This is a genomic window from Flexivirga sp. YIM B11880 (genome assembly GCF_058148645.1).
In genome coordinates, this window is record NZ_JBMAMH010000005.1 from 92,089 (window position 1) to 109,345 (window position 17,257).

At 69.1% G+C, this 17,257-nt stretch carries 19 protein-coding genes and 1 tRNA gene; 9 read left to right on the plus strand and 11 right to left on the minus strand.

Annotation, left to right across the window (positions count from 1 at the left end):
* Positions 1-5: 5 nt before the first annotated feature.
* A complete protein-coding gene (locus ACN8HC_RS09620) occupies positions 6-1,373 on the minus strand; it encodes an HNH endonuclease signature motif containing protein (protein ID WP_490074610.1) in 1,368 nt (455 codons plus the stop codon).
* A 444-nt stretch (positions 1,374-1,817) separates the two neighbouring features.
* Here ACN8HC_RS09620 and ACN8HC_RS09625 point away from each other — a divergent pair, with 444 nt between their 5' ends.
* From ACN8HC_RS09625 to ACN8HC_RS09635, 3 genes are all read left to right on the plus strand, one after another.
* Positions 1,818-2,402, plus strand: coding sequence for a TetR/AcrR family transcriptional regulator (locus ACN8HC_RS09625; RefSeq protein ID WP_490074611.1), 585 nt, complete (start codon positions 1,818-1,820; stop codon positions 2,400-2,402).
* On the plus strand, positions 2,399-3,130 hold the full coding sequence (locus tag ACN8HC_RS09630; RefSeq protein ID WP_490074612.1) for a maleylpyruvate isomerase family mycothiol-dependent enzyme: 732 nt from the start codon (positions 2,399-2,401) through the stop codon (positions 3,128-3,130). Before ACN8HC_RS09625 ends, ACN8HC_RS09630 begins: the two co-directional genes overlap by 4 nt.
* Before the next feature lie 274 nt (positions 3,131-3,404).
* Entirely contained in the window at positions 3,405-5,345 is a 1,941-nt protein-coding gene (locus tag ACN8HC_RS09635; protein WP_490074613.1) for a S53 family peptidase, read from the plus strand.
* 84 nt (positions 5,346-5,429) lie between these two features.
* Here the strand turns inward: ACN8HC_RS09635 and ACN8HC_RS09640 are convergent, their stop codons facing one another.
* The 10 genes from ACN8HC_RS09640 to galU all read right to left on the minus strand — a co-directional run bounded on the left by ACN8HC_RS09640 (position 5,430) and on the right by galU (position 12,474).
* Entirely contained in the window at positions 5,430-6,404 is a 975-nt protein-coding gene (locus ACN8HC_RS09640) for a YihY/virulence factor BrkB family protein (protein ID WP_490074614.1), read from the minus strand.
* Positions 6,405-6,452: 48 nt separating this feature from the next.
* On the minus strand, positions 6,453-6,809 hold the full coding sequence (locus ACN8HC_RS09645; RefSeq protein ID WP_490074615.1) for a PRC-barrel domain-containing protein: 357 nt from the start codon (positions 6,807-6,809) through the stop codon (positions 6,453-6,455).
* A gap of 50 nt (positions 6,810-6,859) precedes the next feature.
* On the minus strand, positions 6,860-7,177 hold the full coding sequence (locus ACN8HC_RS09650; RefSeq protein WP_490074616.1) for a hypothetical protein: 318 nt from the start codon (positions 7,175-7,177) through the stop codon (positions 6,860-6,862).
* A 106-nt stretch (positions 7,178-7,283) separates the two neighbouring features.
* A tRNA-Ala gene (locus ACN8HC_RS09655) sits at positions 7,284-7,359 on the minus strand.
* A gap of 86 nt (positions 7,360-7,445) precedes the next feature.
* Positions 7,446-8,501, minus strand: coding sequence for a hypothetical protein (locus ACN8HC_RS09660; protein ID WP_490074617.1), 1,056 nt, complete (start codon positions 8,499-8,501; stop codon positions 7,446-7,448).
* A gap of 164 nt (positions 8,502-8,665) precedes the next feature.
* On the minus strand, positions 8,666-9,316 hold the full coding sequence (locus tag ACN8HC_RS09665) for a GNAT family N-acetyltransferase (RefSeq protein ID WP_490074618.1): 651 nt from the start codon (positions 9,314-9,316) through the stop codon (positions 8,666-8,668).
* Positions 9,282-9,752: a MogA/MoaB family molybdenum cofactor biosynthesis protein gene (locus ACN8HC_RS09670; RefSeq protein WP_490074619.1), complete on the minus strand. Its 471-nt coding sequence runs from the start codon at positions 9,750-9,752 to the stop codon at positions 9,282-9,284. The genes ACN8HC_RS09665 and ACN8HC_RS09670 overlap by 35 nt, the downstream gene beginning before the upstream one ends.
* The gene (moaC, locus tag ACN8HC_RS09675; RefSeq protein WP_490074620.1) at positions 9,752-10,234 is read right to left on the minus strand and encodes a cyclic pyranopterin monophosphate synthase MoaC; all 483 of its coding nucleotides are present in this window, start codon (positions 10,232-10,234) and stop codon (positions 9,752-9,754) included. The genes ACN8HC_RS09670 and moaC overlap by 1 nt, the downstream gene beginning before the upstream one ends.
* Before the next feature lie 23 nt (positions 10,235-10,257).
* The gene (locus ACN8HC_RS09680) at positions 10,258-11,472 is read right to left on the minus strand and encodes a molybdopterin molybdotransferase MoeA (RefSeq protein WP_490074621.1); all 1,215 of its coding nucleotides are present in this window, start codon (positions 11,470-11,472) and stop codon (positions 10,258-10,260) included.
* A gap of 33 nt (positions 11,473-11,505) precedes the next feature.
* The gene (gene galU / locus ACN8HC_RS09685; protein WP_490074622.1) at positions 11,506-12,474 is read right to left on the minus strand and encodes a UTP--glucose-1-phosphate uridylyltransferase GalU; all 969 of its coding nucleotides are present in this window, start codon (positions 12,472-12,474) and stop codon (positions 11,506-11,508) included.
* Between the two features lie 62 nt (positions 12,475-12,536).
* On the opposite strand from galU, the gene ACN8HC_RS09690 reads away from it, so the two are divergent.
* From ACN8HC_RS09690 to ACN8HC_RS09715, 6 genes are all read left to right on the plus strand, one after another.
* On the plus strand, positions 12,537-13,106 hold the full coding sequence (locus tag ACN8HC_RS09690; RefSeq protein ID WP_490074623.1) for a 5-formyltetrahydrofolate cyclo-ligase: 570 nt from the start codon (positions 12,537-12,539) through the stop codon (positions 13,104-13,106).
* A gap of 48 nt (positions 13,107-13,154) precedes the next feature.
* Positions 13,155-14,693 carry a potassium/proton antiporter gene (locus ACN8HC_RS09695; RefSeq protein ID WP_490074624.1) on the plus strand — a complete coding sequence of 513 codons (1,539 nt, stop codon included), beginning with the start codon at positions 13,155-13,157 and terminating at the stop codon, positions 14,691-14,693.
* Between the two features lie 54 nt (positions 14,694-14,747).
* Positions 14,748-15,083, plus strand: coding sequence for an FmdB family zinc ribbon protein (locus ACN8HC_RS09700; RefSeq protein WP_490074625.1), 336 nt, complete (start codon positions 14,748-14,750; stop codon positions 15,081-15,083).
* A 116-nt stretch (positions 15,084-15,199) separates the two neighbouring features.
* Entirely contained in the window at positions 15,200-16,033 is an 834-nt protein-coding gene (locus tag ACN8HC_RS09705) for an S-methyl-5'-thioadenosine phosphorylase (RefSeq protein ID WP_490074626.1), read from the plus strand.
* Positions 16,030-16,752 carry an SAF domain-containing protein gene (locus ACN8HC_RS09710; RefSeq protein WP_490074627.1) on the plus strand — a complete coding sequence of 241 codons (723 nt, stop codon included), beginning with the start codon at positions 16,030-16,032 and terminating at the stop codon, positions 16,750-16,752. The genes ACN8HC_RS09705 and ACN8HC_RS09710 overlap by 4 nt, the downstream gene beginning before the upstream one ends.
* Positions 16,753-16,882: 130 nt before the next feature.
* A complete protein-coding gene (locus ACN8HC_RS09715; protein ID WP_490074628.1) occupies positions 16,883-17,245 on the plus strand; it encodes an MscL family protein in 363 nt (120 codons plus the stop codon).
* Positions 17,246-17,257: the final 12 nt, after the last annotated feature.

Genomic DNA, 17,257 nt, shown 5'->3' on the forward strand with positions numbered 1-17,257 from the left:
AACGGTCAGGCGGCGTTGCGGTTCCGGGGTGGCAGGTTGGTCATCCGGTCCGGGGTCAGGTCCCAGACCACCATGCCGTCGGGGGTGATGGTCGCGAGGTAGCCCTTGGCGTGGACCACGCTGTGGTGGCGTTTGCACAACAGGGTGCCGTTGCTTGCAATGGTGGGGCCGCCGGCCCACCACGGGATGATGTGGTGCGCCTCGCACCAGCCCGGCGGCCGGTCACAGCCGGGGAACGTGCAGTGCTTGTCCCGCACGATGATCGCGGTGCGCACCGCCCCGGTGAACAACCGCACCTCACCACCGACATCCACCGGCTGACCATTGCTGCCCAGGATCACCGGGATGATGTCCCCGGCACAGGCCAGGTGACGGGCGGTGGTCGCGTCCAGCACCTGCCCGGTCGCCGTGACCGCGAACCCCTGCCGGCCGAGCCGACGCAGCAGACCGTCCAGGCCCATCGTGACGATCACCTTGGCCGTGGAGCGCATCGCGTCCCGGTCCGCGCACCGGGCCGCCGCCCCGACCAGCTCCATCAGTGCGTCCGCGCGCCGTTTGCCCGGGGTCCGCTCATCGCGCACCGTCGCGCCGGTGCCCGAGTCCGTGCCGGGTTGCGGCCCGGACAGCGCGGTGATCGCCTCGCTCAGTTGCGCGGCGTGTCCCGGCGACAAGATCGCGAGCAGCTCCACCAACCCGCTGGGCAACTCCCGCCACGACACGGACTCGGCCCGTTGGGCCTTCTCCTCGGCGTCCGGCTGCTGATCGTCGCCGAATTCGGCGATGATGCGTTTGGTCAATCCTCGTAACTGGGCGCGGGTGCTGCCCGGTTGTATCAGCTGCAGGTAATAACCGATCACCTGCTCGCGTTGGGCGTCCGGCAGCGCCACCATCGCCTGGGGCACCTCGCCCAGCACCGTCACCAGCATCGCCGCGCTCAACCCGCCGGCCACGAACCCCGCCCGTAACCGCGCGTTCTCCGGCCGATTGAGCGCCTCCGCCGCCACCGTCAACCGGCTGGCCTCGGCCGGCTCCAGAAACCCGGCTCGGTCGGTCAGCCACTGCCGCGCGCCGCCACTGTCCGAGGCTTGCACCACCCCACGCTGGATGGCGTCCGCCAGGGCCAACACCAGCGACCGCTCCGCACCCTCGCGGACCCGCAACAACATCTCCGCAGCGTCGGCCAGGTCCGCATCGGACAACTGACCGCACGCGTCCCCCACGTCTCGGATCGGGTCCACCGCCCCGTGCAGCAGTTTCCGCGCTGCCGCCCCGGTGCCCGGCCGCATCCCACTGCCAGCTCCGGCCGGCACGCCCGCCAACACTCCCGCACCATCGGGCACGGCATACGCCGACAGGTCCACCGGATCGGGCAAACCACCAAACGCAGGACCATCCTGTCCGCGCTCGTGTTGCTGGTTTGCGTTCGTGCTTCATCATACTCTTGTTCGATGGCTTGCACAAGGGCAAAGGACTACATCTTTGCCCCAAACTAGCTGAGAAATTCGGCTTTCCATCGCATAGCCGAGACGTGGGCAGCTCCGCGTTATCCCCCGACATCTCCCGCACGATCGATACGTGATGAGGACAAACAGCGGTCAGCCAGTCCCCTTCGAGGGCGCCGCCCGGTTCTGCGAGCGCCGTCGCGACGCCAAGTGTCTCCCCGGCGACGACGAGCAACCGACCGGTCCACAGCCAACACATGCGCAGCGATCTGCCCAAACCCTTGCCTATCGTCGTTTGCGTTGCCTAACATTGTTAGGCAGAGTCAGAAGCGAGGGCGCGCTCCAACCGCGGTCTTGAGACAGGAGGTTCGGCGTATGCCACTGGGACGTGAGGCACGGCGGGACTCGGCACGCCAGGAGATTCTGCAGGCGTGCTGGACACTCGCGAGCGAGCACGGCCTGTCGGGATTCACGCTGCGCCAGGTCGCGGCAGCGGTCGGCATCCGCGCGCCGAGTCTCTACTCCTATTTCACGGCCAAGACGGACATGTATGACGCCATGTTTCGCTCGGCCGCTGAGGCGTTCTACGCGGCGGTGCAGGCCGTTCCGTCCCACCGCGACCCGGTGCGCCTACTGCGTGCGGCGGCGCGGACCTACCTGCGCTTCTGCGTGGACGACCCGGTGCGCTATCAGCTGCTCTTCCAACGGACCCTGCCCGGCTTCGAACCATCGGCGGATTCCTACGCACCGGCCGTGGACGCCTACGCCCGCATGCGGGTTCGCTTCGCGCCGATCGGAATCCACGAGCAGCGGCACCTCGACCTGTGGACTGCCCTGATGACCGGCATGGCCGCCCAGCAGCTCGCCAACGACCCTGGTGGCAGCCGGTGGACCCGCCTGGCGGCCGATGCCACAGACATGTTTCTCGCCCACGTTCGGCTGACAGGAGCACATCGATGACCACTCAGAACAACACGCTCACCGTGCACGGCCACCACCAGTGGATGATCCTCGCCGCGGAGGAATATCGCCGCCTCGACGAGGTGCTCGGCTCGCTGACCGACGACCAGTGGACCGCACCGACGGATTGCGACGATTGGACCGTCCGCGACATCGTCGCGCACCTCATCGGTGCGGCTGAGGCCGGCGCGCGGATCCGGGAGCAGTTGCGTCAGCAGCGACTCGGGCGCAAGGAGAAGGGTGACCGGCTGCAGATCGACGCTGTCAACGACCTCCAGATCCGCGAGCGGTCCGGACTGAGCCCGGCACAGCTGCGCCAGGCGCTCGTCGACGCCGGCCGACGCGGCGTGCGTGGCCGCACCCGAATGCCGGCTCCGGTGCGCGCACTGCGCTTTCGCTTTCCGCCGCCTGTCGGCTGGGCGACTCTCGGCTTCCTCAACGACACCGTCTACACACGGGATGCCTGGATGCATCGCATCGACATCTGCCGGGCGACCGGCGCCCCGCTGCGGCTCACCGCGGACCACGACGCCCTGATCGCCGCGGACGCGGCACGTGCCTGGCAGCGGGCGACAGGACACGGCGATGTGGTGCTCACCGGCCCGGCAGGATCGGCGAACCGCGCTGACGGCGACGGCGTCCCGTCCTACGACGCCATTGACTTTGCCCGCGCGCTGTCCGGCCGCGACGAACTGCCCGGCATCCGCGCCGACGTCGTGCTCTTCTGAGGTGCGCCCACCGAGGGCGTCACGGTCGCGCATGGGGAACTGGAGTGCGTCCGCCACTTGCGAGATCACCCGATGGCACGAGCAAGCGCTCGTACATCCCGGGGACCGGTGTCGGACATGCCGACCACCGGCGCGGAAAGTCACCGCGGAAAAATCGGCGCATTTCTTCCAGCACGAGCGGAATTCGGCGCAGAATGATCTCGGTCGTCCGCCACGGCGACCGCGACTCCGACTCGGGGAGAGCCGCTTTTCCGACCGCACCATTGGAGTCCTCGTGTCACGAACTCGAACCCTTCGCACGCTCATGGCCATCGCCGGCGCCACCGCGCTCGCAGGCATCGGAGCCGTCAGCGCACAAGCCGCGCCGGCAACCGGTCGCCATACGCTCAGCGGATCGCAGGCGCCGTGGGCGACTTCGGCCCACAAGATCGGCTCCGCCCACGGGGCCGACAAGGTCACGTTCCGCATCTACCTGCCGAACAAGGCGGACGCGTCCGGCTATGCGATGGCAGTGTCCACACCGGGGAACGCCCTCTACGGCAAGTTCCTCACGCCTGCGCAGTACCGCGCCAAGTTCTCACCCACCGCCGGACAAGTGGCCGCGGTCAAGTCGTGGCTGAAATCGCAGGGTGCACAGGTGGGCTCGGTGCCGGCGAACAACAAGTATGTCGAGGCAACCACCACCGTCTCGAACGCCGCAACGATGTTCGGCACGAGCTTTGCCGAGTACTCCTTCCAGGGCCGGGTGCTGCGCGCCAACACCACACCGCTCAGCGTGCCGGCGTCCGTCGGGACGGTCGAGGCGGTCATCGGGCTGGACGACTCGGCCACGCTGGCGCGGGCCGACGTCGTACCCGCGCCGCCGGTGTTCAAGAACGCGCAACCGTGCTCGGCATACTGGGGGGAAAAGACGGTCCAGAACACCGCGACTCCTGACGGCACTAAATTGCCGGACGTCCCTTCGGCATTCGCGCCGTGCGGCTATGCAGGTGCCCAACTGCAGGGCGCGTACGGCCTGGCCGGCACGATCAAAGCTGGCAACAACGGCGCCGGCGTGACGGTCGGCGTGATCGACGCCTACGCGTCGCCGACGATGAAGCAGGACCTCGACACCTACTCCTCGCTGCACGGGCTACCCAAGCCCAACCTCACGGAAGTCGTTCCGCCGGGCACCTACAACCGCGCGGTCAACAAGCAACAAGACCCGCAGGGCTGGGCCGGTGAGGAAGCGCTCGACCTCGAAGCCGTGCACACCATGGCTCCGGGCGCGAACCTGGTCTACATCGGCGCCCCGAACAACTACCGGGACCTCGACGCGATCATGAACAAGGTCGTCGACAACCACCTGGCTGACATCGTGTCCAACTCCTACGGGTATGGCGGTGAGGCGCTGCCGAAGGGCTACATCAAGCCGCAACTGGACACCCAGATCCAGGCCGCAGCGGAGGGCATCAGCCTCTTCTTCAGCTCGGGTGACAACGGCGACGAGACCGGCGGCGTCGCCGGGGCGACACCGACACCCGACTGGCCGGCATCCAGCCCCTACGTCACCGCCGTCGGCGGCACCTCGATGGGCGTGACCGCGGACAACACGCGCCTGTTCGAACTCGGCTGGGAGACCGGCAAGAGCACCCTGCAGAACGGCGCCTGGAACCCGCCGATGCCCGGTGCCTACCTCTACGGCTCGGGTGGTGGCACCTCACGGCTGTTCGCCCAGCCGGCCTACCAGAAGGGCGTCGTACCGAACTCGATCAGCGAGGTCTACGGCGGCGCCCCGATGCGGACCGTGCCCGATGTCTCCGCCCTCGGCGACCCCAACACCGGCATGCTGATCGGGCAGACGCAGCTGTTCCCCGACGGGCACAGTGCATACTCCGAGTACCGCATCGGGGGCACGAGTCTCTCCTCGCCGCTGTTCGCGGGCATGTTCGCGCTCGCGGTGCAGCAGCACGGACCCTACGGCTTGGCCAACCCCGCGCTGTATGCCGCGCGGTCAACGGCATACGACATCACCAAGAACGACCTGGCGGCCTACCCCGGCGACGTCCGCGTGGACTACGTCAACGGGGTCGACGCGAGTGGCGGCTACGTCTACTCGGCGCGGTGGTTCGACGACGACAACCCGCTGACCATCCACGTGCGTCCCGGGTATGACGACGTCACCGGCGTCGGATCCCCGAACGGCACCACCTGGCTGAACGCGCTCACCCAGTAGGCGGTTGGGAAACGATGTGGGGCCGGACACCGAAGTGTCCGGCCCCACGTCGTTCCGGTGGAGCTGATCGCGAAACGGCGTCGGTCAGTCCTCGGATCGTTCGGACGGGTTGAACGTGACGTCGACGTCTTCGAAGCCTTTGGATCGTTGTGCTTCTGCCTGGCCGGTGTAGGAACGGCGGTCACCGGTGGTCAGGTCGACATCGTCGGTGAACGGGGTCAGCAGCGCCCGTGGGTGCAGATGGTCCACCCGCACGACGTTGATCTCGACGCACATCACCACCACGGTGGCGGTCAGGTACAAGAAGGCGAGCATGCCCAGCACGAGCGCGAACACCCCGTTGGTGGCCGAGGCGCCCTTGATGACATGGGCGACGTAGACGACCCCGAACGACTGGAGCAATTGCCAAGCGATCGCGGCGGCGATCGCGCCCGGCGCGATATCGGCCAGGCTTAGGTCGCGGGCGGTGGAGATGCGGAAGACGAACACCAACACCGCGGCGTTGACCACCACCGAGGCAGCCAGGACCAGTACTTTGAGCGCCGGCCCGAAGGAGGTCCCGCCGGCGCCTAGGGTGGACAACACGGTGGTGGCCAGCACCGCGACACCGCCGGTGGCCAGCAGCAGCAGACTGCGGCCGCGGGACTTGAACGGGTTGGGCCGGCTGTTGCGCGGCACCCTCCAGGCGGTGTTCATCGCATACTGCAACGCTTGGGCTACGCCGAGCCCGCCGTACAGCGACCCGAGCACCCCGACGATCAGGCCGGTCAGACCGCCGCCGATCTTCTTGGGCTCACCGAGCTGGCCCCCCACGACCGGGAACTGTGAGAGGGCCGAGTGCAGCACCTGCTGCTGCACGTGCGGGTCGCCTGCCAGCACGTATCCCAGCACCGTCGACAGCAACAGCAGCAGCGGGAACAACGACACGAACGCGTAATAGGCGATCAACGCCGCCAGATAGCCACCGTTGTCGTCGACGTACTTGTACAGCACCCCGAGCGCGAACCCGGCGGTCCGGTGGCGCTGCTGGAACGCGTCCAACCGGTCAGCCACGCCCATCCGGCTCTCCCCTCCAACGACACGAATCGCCGATCGGTGACGCGAAGGTCAGCGACGGCCCAGGCGACGTTCACCGCTGGCGCCCGGAATATAGGGCAGCTTGTAGTGCTCGAACAGTGCGGGTTCCTCGGCGGCATCGAGTTCACCATCGGTATCGATGGTCGGCGCCTCCTTGGCGAGCTTCTTGTCGACCATCACCCGCACCTGCTTCGGAGCCACTCTGGCACCCTCGAGCGGGACGAAGGTGAGCCGATGCCGGCCGACCATCCCGATCTGCACCGACGCGAACGTCGGGTCCTGACTGGCGGTGTCGTAATACACCGCCTCCAGGACGCCGATCTTCGATCCGTCCTGATCCACCACGTCCTGGCCGCGCCAGTCACGAATGTCGTCTGCTTCGAACATCACAACTCCTCACAAGGGGTAGTACCGCTGCGGATTGTGGTGACGGGCGGTCACCGGTGGGTTCGTTTGCGCAACCGCGTGCCGCTGAACACCAGCGTCGCCAGGAACAACACCACGGCGACGATCAATAGCCACAGCAGCCCGTGCACCACGGCACCGAAGATTCCCAGCACGACGCAGATCAGGATCAAAAACAGGATGAGGGCGAGCAAGGTGTGTCCTTTCCTCGAAATGGCATGGCCGGCGCGACGCTGTGTCGGGAACGTACCCCGCTGATCTCCGACGAACCTCAAACAAGGATCCTGCCCCGTCGTTCGCTCACCGCCCCGCTGCAGCCCCGGGATCGCCCGCCTGAGCTCCTGCGTCACCGGCATCGGCTCCCTGACGGCAGCACATCGTCGAAGGCGGCCACCACGCACGGTCAGGGAAAACGAGGTAGGGCCGGACAGCTGAGTGTCCGGCCCTACGTCGAATTGGTGGAGCATAGGGGATTCGAACCCCTGACCTTCTCATTGCGAACGAGACGCGCTACCAACTGCGCCAATGCCCCGGGAAGCGAGAGCAACTTTAACACCCAGAGGGCGCCGGGTTAAATCCGGGCGCCCGCCGTGGCGGGGTCGCCGCGCTCGGAGCGGGTCAGCCCGCGCGGAAGACCGACGGCAGGTCGTCGAGGTCCTGGTCGAGCGCGAGCCCGTCGAAGGGCAGGTCCTCGTTCGGGACGTGTTCGTAGGACGTGGCGCCCGTGGTCGGCGCGGGGGCCTGCTGCGGCCGCTCGGGGGCGCGCTCCTTCATCGTGTATGTCGGAGGTGGCACCGCCACGGGGCGCCAGGCACCCTCGGCGACAGTCTTGGCCGGCGCCGGGACATCCGTCGCCACAGGCATGGAGTCAGGGATCGAGGCGGACACGTCGAAGACCTGCTCGACAACCGGCTGCGGCGCGGGAGCCGCAGCAACGGGAGCCGGCATCGTCGCCTTCGCCACCGGCACGTGCGCCTCGGTCTTGCGCTTCGGCAGCTTTGCTGCACCCTTGCGACCGGCGACCGGGGCGGCCTGCGACGGAGCTGTCCGCCGGGTGCGCATGGCCGGCTTGGGAGCGCGAGCGCCGGCCGGCCGGTGGGCGACAGCGGCGGCCATCGCCGAGATGCGGCACCAGTAGAGGGCGCCGCCGGAGACGGCGAGCATCAGGATCGGGGACCACCACGGCAACGCGCCGAACGGCGCGCAGACAACGGTGATCAACAGCACGGACACACTCGCGATGAGTGCGATGGCCCGCAGCTTGGGCGAACCCGCGGTGGCGGCGATCCGTGTGAAGCGCCGCCAGGCGCTCTCCGTGCGGTCCTCGGTGGTGGGAGTGTCGGCGGCGATGCGCTCGTGGCTCGACGGTCCGGTGACGGTGGGCTGAGGTTCTCCGGTCATGACGGTCCCTGCTCGCAGTGACGGACGCGGCGCGCTCGTGCGGGCCTGCGCTGCCGAGGGTCGGCTGGCGTGCGGTGCTTCGGAGGTCTGCTCGACGATGCCGTCGATCTCGACGCGGCGCTCGCGGCGTTCGAGCACCCGCATGGCATCGCTGAACTGGTCGACCGAGCGCGCGGTGGCCAAGGCCTCGCGACGCCGGATCCAGTGCTGCAACAGATAGGCAGCCCAGATGAGGATGATGGCCAGGAAGATCAGGCTGCTCGGCTGCTGCACGGAACAAGACGTTAGAGCCAAAACCGTTGCGAGCCGTGGAGGTCCGCGGTGTGTCGCTGCTTGCACAGCAAGACGGCAGTGTGCTCGATCAGCGATACCGCCGCCAAGCGGGTTGGCTGCCAAGCGTTTTCACAGGTGCAACAGCGGTTACAACGGATTTCGTGTCAGCCGGACACCCGGCGACGCAACCGCTCCACCATGGTCTCGCTCGGCAGCTCCTCGGTCGTGACGGCGAAGGTCAGGTGGTCGTGCCAGGCACCGTTGATGTGCAGGTAGCGCTTGCGCACCCCCTCCTCCCGCAGACCGAGCTTCTCCATCACCCGCAGGCTGGCATCGTTGTCCGGCCGGATGTTGACCTCCACGCGGTGCAGGCCGACGTCGCCGAACGCATGGTCGATCAGCATGGCGAGCGCGAATGGCGTGATCGACCGGCCGGCATACCGCTCGGCGATCCAGTAGCCGGCCGACGCCGACAGCAGCGCTCCTCGCGAAATCCCGAACAAGTGCATCTGCCCGACGAGTTCGCCGTCCCGCTCGATGGCAAACGGCAGCAGCCGGCCCTCCTTGGCCTCCCGGTCCTGGAAGCGGACCATCTGGGAGTAGCTCATCGAGACGGCACGGCCCGCGGCCGGTGCGGTCGAGTCCCAGGGTCGAGTCCACGCCGCGTTGGCCGCGCGCAGCGCCAGGAACTCCTTCTTGTCGGCGTGAGCCCGCAGTCCGCGCAGCAGGATTCGCGAGCCACCCCATTCGCCGGCGACCGCGGCCGGCCACCACCGTGAGCTAATGGTCTCCCCCGTCGAGCTGTGAAACGGCATGTGGCAGCACGGTTTCGAGCAAGCTGAGTGCGTCCTTCACCCCACCGGTCGACCCCGGCAGGTTGACGATCAGGGCACTGCCTGCCACGCCGGCGATGCCGCGGGACAGGCACGCGGTCGGTATGCCGCCCCGCAGCCCCTCGGCCCGCAGCGCTTCGGGAATGCCCGGCACCTCCCGGTCCAGCACCGCGAGCGTCTCCTCCGGCGTGCGATCGGTGGGCGAGATGCCGGTGCCGCCGGTCGTGAGCACGACGCGTGCACCCGCCTGCACCGCCTCACGCAGCGCCTCCCCGACCGGTGGGCCGTCCGGCACGACTTTGCGCGTCACGGCGAATCCCCAGTCCTGCAGGGCGTTCTCGAGCAGTTTGCCGGAGCGGTCGTCATAGACGCCGGCGGACGCACGATTGGAGCAGGTGATCACCCAGGCAGTGCTCATCAGGACTCCTCCCGCCAGTCCCCCGAACGGCCGCCGGCCTTCGCGGTGACTCGCACGTCGGTGATCCGACCGTGCTTGTCGACCGCCTTCACCATGTCGATGAGCGCCAGTGCCGCGACCGCCACGCAGGTCAGCGCCTCCATCTCGATGCCGGTCCGGTCGGCGGTGCGCACCTCGGCGACGATGTCGACCCCGTCGTCCTGCACGGTGAGGTCGACCGAGACGCCGTGCACGGCGATCGGGTGCGCGAGCGGCACCAGGTCGGGCGTGCGCTTGGCGGCCTGGATGCCCGCGATGCGCGCGACGGCGAGGGCATCGCCCTTGGGCACGTTGCCGCCACGCAGGGCGTCGATCGCCTTGGCGGACAACAGGACACGACCGCGGGCTTCGGCGACACGCGCGGTCACCGTCTTGGCGCTGACGTCCACCATGTGTGCCGTGCCGTCCGCCCGGACGTGCGTGAGTTTCACGGGCTCCGTCATCGGGTGCTCACCTCTGTCGATTGTCATGCCTGACCGTCCAGCGGTATGACGCGCAGCTTCTCGCCCACCGCCACCTCAGTGGTGTCCGCGGGGACGATGGCCAGCGCCTGCGATCCGGCGAGACCGCCGAGCACGTGGGAGCCCTGGCCACCGATCGGACGGACGAGCCGGCCGTCGTCGTCGAAGACCACGCGGGCGAACTGCTGGCGACCCGGCGGTGACGTCCATCGCTGCGCCACCGCTGCCTCCACGGTCGGCACGGAGGGGTCGCGGCCCGCGAGCACCCGGGCTGCTGGAGCGACGAACATGAGGAACGACACGAGGGAGCTGACCGGGTTGCCGGGAAGGGCGAAAACCGGTGTGCCGTCGAGCTTGCCGAAGCCTTGTGGTTTGCCCGGCTGCATGGCCACCTGGACGAACTCGAAGTCCCCGCTGCCCTCGAAGGCCAGCTTCATCGGCTCGAACGCCCCTGCGCTGACCCCGCCACTGGTGACGATCAGGTCAGCTTGTCCGGCGACCTCCTTCAGGACCGCGCGGACCGCGTCTGCGGTGTCGCCCGCTCGTCGGACCCCGATCACCTCGAAGCCGCACTCCGCCGCCAGCGCGGCCAACATCGGCCCGTTGGAGTCGACCACCTGGCCGTGACCGGCCTGCTCCCCTGGCGACACCAGCTCATCCCCGGTGCTCACCACCGCCACTCGCGGCCGGGGAATGACCGAGACCTGCTCGACTCCGACCGAGAGCAGCACCGGCACGTGTCGTGGCTGCAAGAGCGTTCCGGCCGCGAGGACTTCATCGCCGGGCTGCACGTCCTCACCCTGGTGCCGGACGGCGGTGCCCACCGCTACCGCGGCGCGGACCTGCGCCGTCTCCACTCCGCCGTCGGTCAGCTCGACCTGCACCACCGCGTCGGCGCCGGCCGGCAGCGGTGCGCCGGTCATGATCCGCCAGCACGATCCCGGCGTGAGCTCCAGCGTTCGGGTGTCACCGGCCGGCACGTCGCCCGTGACGGGCAGCGTCACCGGTGCCTGCTCCGACGCGCCGTCCAGGTCGGCGGCGCTCACGGCATACCCGTCCATCGCGGAGTTGGTGAAGCCGGGCAGCGCCACCGCGCTGCGCACCGGCTCCGCGGTCACCAGCCCCAGGAGGTCCGCAACGTCGGCCGTCGGCCGGCTCTCGGCCGACCGGGCGCGCACCGAGGCGACCACGTGCTGCTGGTATTCATCGAAAGTGAGCACCTGGCCAGGGTAATCACCCCACGGTCCCGCGGCTCAGTGCCCGAGCTGCTCCGCCGGGGCTTCCTTGACCTCGGCGTTCCGGCCACGTCCCTCGTCGGAGTCGATCCAGTCGGTCAGCCAACCGCGGAAGTCGGAGCCGAAGTCGCGGTGCCGCACGGCCAGCCGCACCATCGCCTTGAGATAGTCGAGCCGGTCGCCGGTGTCGTAACGACGACCCCGGAAGACCACTCCGGTGACGCCTCGCCCGGGACCGGATCCGTCCTGCGTCATCTCGCGGAGCGCGTCGGTCAGCTGGATCTCGCCGCCCCGGCCGGGTTCGGTGCGCTCCAGCACGTCGAAGATCTGCGGTGACAGCACGTAGCGGCCGATGATCGCCAGATTGCTCGGCGCCTCTCCGATCGCCGGCTTCTCCACCAGCGAGCTGACCCGGACGATGTCGTCGGCCCCGCCCGGGACGGGCGACACGGCCGCGCAGCCGTAGAGGTGGATCTGCTCCTCCGGCACCTCCATCAGGGCGACGACGCAGCCGCCGTACGTCTCCTGGGTCTGGACCATGCGCTCCAGCAATTGATCCCGCTCGTCGATGAGGTCGTCACCCAACAGCACGGCGAACGGGTTGTCGCCCACGTGGGTGCGCGCCGAGAGCACCGCGTGCCCGAGACCGAGCGGTTCGCCCTGCCGGATGAAATGCACGTTGCCGAGGTTGGCGGACTTGCGCACCCGACGCAGTCGGAGCTCGTCGCCCTTGCGCTCGAGCGCCTGCTCCAGCTCCCAGTGCCGGTCGAAGTGGTCCTCGAGGGCGGCCTTGTTGCGTCCGGTCACCATCAGGATGTCGTGGATGCCGGCTCGCTCGGCCTCCTCCACGACGTACTGGATGGCCGGCTTGTCCACCACCGGCAGCATTTCCTTGGGAATCGCCTTGGTGGACGGCAGGAACCGGGTGCCGAGACCTGCCGCTGGAATGACCGCCGTGTGCACTCGTGGTGCCCCCTCACTCGTCATGGTGCCCAAGGTTAGGACACTCGTCGTTGTCGTACCCGGCAGTTCCGGGAAGAATTCGCCACATGTCCCCGCTCGCGTTGCCGCCGGACAAGGTCGCGGCCCGACGCCTCGTGCGCGCGGCACGCCGGGAGCGGCGGGCGACCGCCTCGGTCGAGGAATGGGAGCGGTATGGCGAGCGCCTCGCCGGCGGGCTGCGCGACTGGTTGAGCGCGCGACCGGTCCGGTCCGCCGCGATCTACGAGGCGCTGCCGACCGAGCCACCGACCGACGCCGTGCGAGATGCCTTGAGTTCCTTGGGCGTTCGGCTGCTGGTGCCGATCCTGTTGCCGGACAAGGATCTCTCCTGGCGCGACGTCGCGACGGGCGCCGACCTCGGACCGGACGCGATCGCTGCGGTTGAGCTGATCGTCAGTCCCGGACTGGCGGTCGCACGCCATACCGGCCTCCGGCTGGGGCAGGGTGGCGGCAGCTACGACCGTGCGCTTTACCGTGCCGAGGCGCAATGCCCAGTCCTGACAATGCTTTTCGACGACGAGCTGGTGTCCGACGTACCCGCCGAGCCCCACGACCGTGCGGTCGATGCCGTCCTGACTCCCTCCTGCGGGGTGACTCCGGTCGGTCGGCGCGTTTGAAATACTGGCCCCAACTCCGGTCGATCCCATCCTGCGAAGGAGACCCGTGTGGCCGCCTCCGCCGCGTCGAGCTTCACCACTCACGACCTGGCATTCGTTCTGTTCATCGGATCCCTGGTGCTGCTGGTATCCATCGCGGCGGTGCGCTTTGCCAACCGCTCCGGCATGCCGACGCTCGTCCTCTACCTCGGGATCGGGCTGGTCATGGGCGAGGCCGGGCTCGGCATACATTTCGAGAACCCGGAGCTGACCCAGGTCCTCGGTTACTCCGCCCTCGCGCTCATCCTGGCCGAGGGCGGCATCTCCACCCGCTGGTCGGGCATCCGCCGGTCGGTCGCACCGGCCGCGCTGCTGGCCACGGTCGGGGTGCTCGTGTCCGTCGTCATCGTCGCGGCCTTCGTGGTGCCGCTGCTCGGGAAGTCGTGGACGATCGCGCTGCTGCTCGGTGCCATCGTCACGTCCACGGACGCCGCCGCCGTGTTCTCGGTGCTCAAGCGGGTCACCCTGCCGCGCCGGCTGACCGGCGTGCTGGAGGCGGAGTCGGGCTTCAACGACGCTCCCGTCGTGCTGCTGGTCGTGGCACTCGCCGACGCCGCCACCCCCGGCCGGACCGCACACCCCTGGTGGTTCATCGCCATCCAGGCGGTGCTCGAACTGGCCGGCGGAACCGTCATCGGGCTCGTGCTCGGATGGTTCTTCGCCCGGGTCGCCCGCTGGGCGGCGCCTGGTTCGTCCGGTCTTTTCTCCATCGGCATCCTCGCCGTCACCGTGCTGGCGTATGCCGCGGCCAGCCTCGCGCACACCAGCGGCTTCATCGCCGTCTACCTGGCCGCGCTCGTGCTCGGCAACAGCAACCTGCCGCACCACCGGGCCGTCCACGGTTTCGCCCAAGCGGTCGGCTGGCTCGCCCAGATCGGGCTCTTCGTGCTGCTCGGCCTGCTCGCGTCGCCGAGCCGCCTCGGATCACAGGTCGTGCCGGCCATCGTCGTGGGGCTCGTCCTGCTGCTGATCGCGCGGCCGCTGTCTGTCTTCGCCAGTCTGAGCTGGTTCCGCTTCCCCTGGCGCGAGCAGCTCTTCCTGTCATGGGCCGGTCTGCGCGGCGCGGTCCCCGTCGTGCTCGCGACGGTGCCGCTCACCGTCGGCACCCCGCGCACCGAATGGATCTTCGACCTGGTCTTCGTCCTGGTGCTGGTCTTCACCCTCGTGCAGGCGTTGCCGATGCCGTGGATCGCCGGCAAGCTCGGCCTCGCCGAGTCCGCCCAGGTCATCGACCTCGATGTGGAGGCCACTCCGCTGGAGGAACTGCGCGCGGACGTACTGCAGTTGCACGTGGGCGGCACCTCGCGGCTCAACGGCGTCGAGATCCAGGAGCTGCGTCTGCCCGAAGGTGCCAACGTCACGCTGATCGTGCGCGGTGACCGCGGTTTCGTGCCGGGGCCGCGGACCGTCATACGACACGGCGACCAGTTGCTGCTCGTGACCACCGCCCGGTCGCGCGAGCAGGCGATCCGCCGGGTGCGTTCCGTCTCGCGCGATGGTCGGATGGCGGGCTGGTCGACACCGTGGCGCACGGACCCGGATCAATGACGCGGGCAGCAGTGGATTACGAGCATTCACCGATCACGCCGTACACTGTGCGCCGTGCCGACCTACGCCTATGCATGCAAGGACTGCGGGCACGCCTTCGATGTCCAGCAGTCCTTCTCCGATGACGCCCTGACCGTGTGCCCCGAGTGCGGTGGCCTGTTGCGCAAGCAGTTCGGCGCGGTCGGAGTCGTCTTCAAGGGTTCCGGCTTCTACAAGACCGACTCCCGCGACTCCGGCAAGAAGGCGACTTCCTCGAGCTCGTCGACGAATGAGTCCGCGAGCAAGGAGACGGCCAAGGACTCCTCGGCCACCTCGTCCAGCAGCGACAAGGCCACGTCGGCGTCGAGCTCGACGTCGACCGCCTCGAGCAGCGGCGGCACCGCCGCCTGACGCACCCCCGCCTGAGCGCGGGCTCGATCCACATCCCCATCCCAGTGGACCGCGTCGTCCACTGATGCCCGCAGCGGCGTCCGGACCATCACCGGCCGCTGGCTAACCTCGGCTGCATGACTTCAGCGCAGCGAGCGGACATCGGCGTCATCGGCGGCTCCGGGTTCTACTCCTTCTTCGACTCGCCCGAACGGATCAGTGTCGACACGCCGTTCGGACAGCCCAGCGATGACGTCGTCATCGGTGATGTCGACGGCCGCCGCGTCGCGTTCCTCGCCCGGCACGGGCAGGGACACCGTTACCCGCCGCACCTGGTCAACTACCGGGCCAACCTCTGGGCGCTCCGATCGGTCGGCGTCCGGCAGGTCCTCGCGCCCTGCGCCGTCGGCTCGCTGCGCGCCGAGCACGCCCCGGGCACGCTGCTCGTGCCTGATCAGGTCGTCGACCGCACCACCGGCCGGGCCGGCACGGTCTATGACGAGGTCGGTCCGGTGGTGCACGTGTCGTTCGCCGATCCCTACTGCCCGCGGGGACGTTCGGCGCTGCTCGAAGCCGCGAGCGGGCAGTTCGACCGCACTGTCGACGGCGGCACCCTGGTCGTGATCGGCGGGCCGCGCTTCTCCTCCCGTGCCGAGTCGCAGTGGCACCAGGCGGCGGGCTGGTCGGTCGTCGGCATGACGGGCATGCCGGAGGCGTCGATCGCCCGGGAGCTGGCGATGTGCTTCTCCACGGCGTGCCTGATCACCGACAACGACGCCGGCGTCGAGGGCGGTGAGTCGGTCACCCACGACGAGGTGATGCGGGTCTTCGCGGCCAACATCGAGAAGCTCAAGGTCGCTCTGCGCGAAGCGATCTCGCGACTGCCGGATGCGGAAGCCGACGACGCCGCGACCTGCCCCTGCCGGCGCGTGCTCGACGGCCAGGAGCTGCCCGTCACCCTGCCGTCATGAGCCGCCGACGCACCGCTCGCGCGCCGGCACCGGACCGTGGTCTCCGACGGTTGCTGCCCGATTCCTGGCAGGGCGACGGCCGCGAGGCGCGGTGGCGCCGGTCGCGGGGACGGCGGGTGCTCGCGGGCCTGTTGTGCGGCTTCGCCGTCCTCGCGGTGGTCGGTGCCGTCCGCCCCGGTCCGGCTCCGACCCACGCGGTGGCCGTCGCGGCGCACGACCTGCCGGCCGGCAGCCGACTGACCCGAGCGGACGTGCGCGAAGTGCGATGGTCCGCCGGGGACCGGGTGCCGGGTGCCATGCCGGCTAGCGCAGTGCCAGGCACGATCCTGACGGCCCCGATCAGCGCCGGCGAGCCGTTCACCGCTGCCCGTGTCCGCGCCGCGCGCGGGTGGCCGTCGGTGCCCGCCGGCCGGGTCATCGTCGGCGTCACCGCCACCGACAGCGCGATCGCGCGCGTGCTGCGCGCGGGTGATCGCGTCGATCTGATCGACACCGGCGACGGCACGGCGGTCGCTGCCGATGTGCCGGTCGTGTCGGTGACCGGCGGAGCCGGCACCGCGCAGCACACCGGCCTCACTGGTGGATCCCCCGCCGCCGAGCCGCCGGCCGTGCTGGTGGCGGTCACCCCGGCGGAGGCTGCCGCCGTCGCGTCCGCCGGCGCGGCGCGATCCGGAGGCCTGGGCGGCGGCATACAGCTCGCACTCCGGGCGGGTGTCTGATGGCCCGCCCCGGCGGATCGCCATTACCACAATGCAACGAAATCCGTCGGTGTTTCGCGTTCGTCAGCGGCGGGTTCTCCGATATCGTTCCGGCGACCGAGCACCTTCCATCGTCAGAAAGATTCCTTTCATGGCAGGCTTCAAGAAGTTCCTCATGCAGGGCAATCTGGTCCAGATCGCGGTTGCCTTCATCATCGGCACGGCCTTCGCGACCGTTGTGACGGCCTTCACGACGATCATCCTCGATCTGATCGGCAAGGCCGGCGGGACACCGAACTTCAGCGGCTACCGCCCGGGCGGGATCCACGTCGGTCTCTTCATCACCGCCGTCATCACCTTCGTCATCATCGCCGCGGTCGTCTACTTCGGCGTGGTGAAGCCCTATGAGGCGTTCCACGCGCGCTACATGAAGGAAGAGGCCGCCGAGGCGACCGAGGTCGACGTGCTGACCGAGATCCTCCAGGAGCTGCGCCAGGGCAACGGCCGCGCCTGACCGCACCCCCAA

Excerpts from the sequence above, each read along its gene's own strand:
- ACN8HC_RS09710 (WP_490074627.1), top strand. The coding sequence starts at position 16,030 with ATGAGCCGCCGACGCACCGCTCGCGCGCCGGCACCGGACCGTGGTCTC.
- ACN8HC_RS09705 (WP_490074626.1), top strand. The coding sequence starts at position 15,200 with ATGACTTCAGCGCAGCGAGCGGACATCGGCGTCATCGGCGGCTCCGGG.
- ACN8HC_RS09665 (WP_490074618.1), bottom strand. The coding sequence starts at position 9,316 with ATGCCGTTTCACAGCTCGACGGGGGAGACCATTAGCTCACGGTGGTGG.
- ACN8HC_RS09630 (WP_490074612.1), top strand. The coding sequence starts at position 2,399 with ATGACCACTCAGAACAACACGCTCACCGTGCACGGCCACCACCAGTGG.
- galU (WP_490074622.1), bottom strand. The coding sequence starts at position 12,474 with ATGACGAGTGAGGGGGCACCACGAGTGCACACGGCGGTCATTCCAGCG.
- moaC (WP_490074620.1), bottom strand. The coding sequence starts at position 10,234 with ATGACGGAGCCCGTGAAACTCACGCACGTCCGGGCGGACGGCACGGCA.
- ACN8HC_RS09645 (WP_490074615.1), bottom strand. The coding sequence starts at position 6,809 with ATGTTCGAAGCAGACGACATTCGTGACTGGCGCGGCCAGGACGTGGTG.
- ACN8HC_RS09715 (WP_490074628.1), top strand. The coding sequence starts at position 16,883 with ATGGCAGGCTTCAAGAAGTTCCTCATGCAGGGCAATCTGGTCCAGATC.
- ACN8HC_RS09640 (WP_490074614.1), bottom strand. The coding sequence starts at position 6,404 with ATGGGCGTGGCTGACCGGTTGGACGCGTTCCAGCAGCGCCACCGGACC.
- ACN8HC_RS09690 (WP_490074623.1), top strand. The coding sequence starts at position 12,537 with ATGTCCCCGCTCGCGTTGCCGCCGGACAAGGTCGCGGCCCGACGCCTC.
- ACN8HC_RS09625 (WP_490074611.1), top strand. The coding sequence starts at position 1,818 with ATGCCACTGGGACGTGAGGCACGGCGGGACTCGGCACGCCAGGAGATT.
- ACN8HC_RS09670 (WP_490074619.1), bottom strand. The coding sequence starts at position 9,752 with ATGAGCACTGCCTGGGTGATCACCTGCTCCAATCGTGCGTCCGCCGGC.